The sequence below is a fragment of the Pseudomonas sp. K5002 genome, assembly GCF_013386655.1.
Taxonomy (GTDB): domain Bacteria; phylum Pseudomonadota; class Gammaproteobacteria; order Pseudomonadales; family Pseudomonadaceae; genus Aquipseudomonas.
On the sequence record NZ_JACARK010000003.1, the window covers coordinates 1 to 500 of the forward strand.

Here is a 500-nt window from a genome sequence, read left to right on the forward strand (position 1 = left end):
CAGCGCCCGGGCGGCGCCCAGCAGGCTGCCGTCGCCGCCCACCACGATCACCATGTCGCAGACTTCACCGAGCATCTTGCGCGACGAGGTCTGCAGGCCATGGCCCGGGAGGATTTCAGCGATGGTGTCTTCGAGGATCACGTGCAGGTGGCGCTCGAGCAGAAACTTTTTCAGTCGGCGGACGGTGTCCAGCACCTGGGTACTGCCCAGGCGACCGATAATGCCGATATTGCGAAATTGCTCCATGGGGCTCCTGCGGGGTTCGGGTTCTGCAAAAAAGAACGATTATGGGCGAAAGCCGGCGTTACACAAAATCCTTTGTCGCCGCAAACCCCAGACGACAACGGTTCTCAGCCCCCTTCCCGGCTGTAAAAGGCTATGCTCGGACCATGACTCTGTTCCCTGATTTGCAGCACCTGCCCCGCCAACTGCGTCACCCCGAGGTGCGCGATCTCGCGTGGGTGATGCTCGCCCCGCCGATGCTCGCGCAAACGCCGTGG

General features: G+C 62.2%; 1 protein-coding gene and 1 pseudogene. One reads left to right on the top strand and one right to left on the bottom strand.

What is annotated here, in order from left to right:
- A partial coding sequence (locus tag HX846_RS00080; RefSeq protein WP_178964772.1) for an NAD(+)/NADH kinase occupies positions 1 to 246 on the bottom strand: 246 nt, incomplete at its 3' end.
- A gap of 143 nt (positions 247 to 389) precedes the next feature.
- Here HX846_RS00080 and HX846_RS39330 point away from each other — a divergent pair.
- Positions 390 to 500, top strand: a pseudogene (locus HX846_RS39330) (DUF1853 domain-containing protein); the annotation flags it as partial.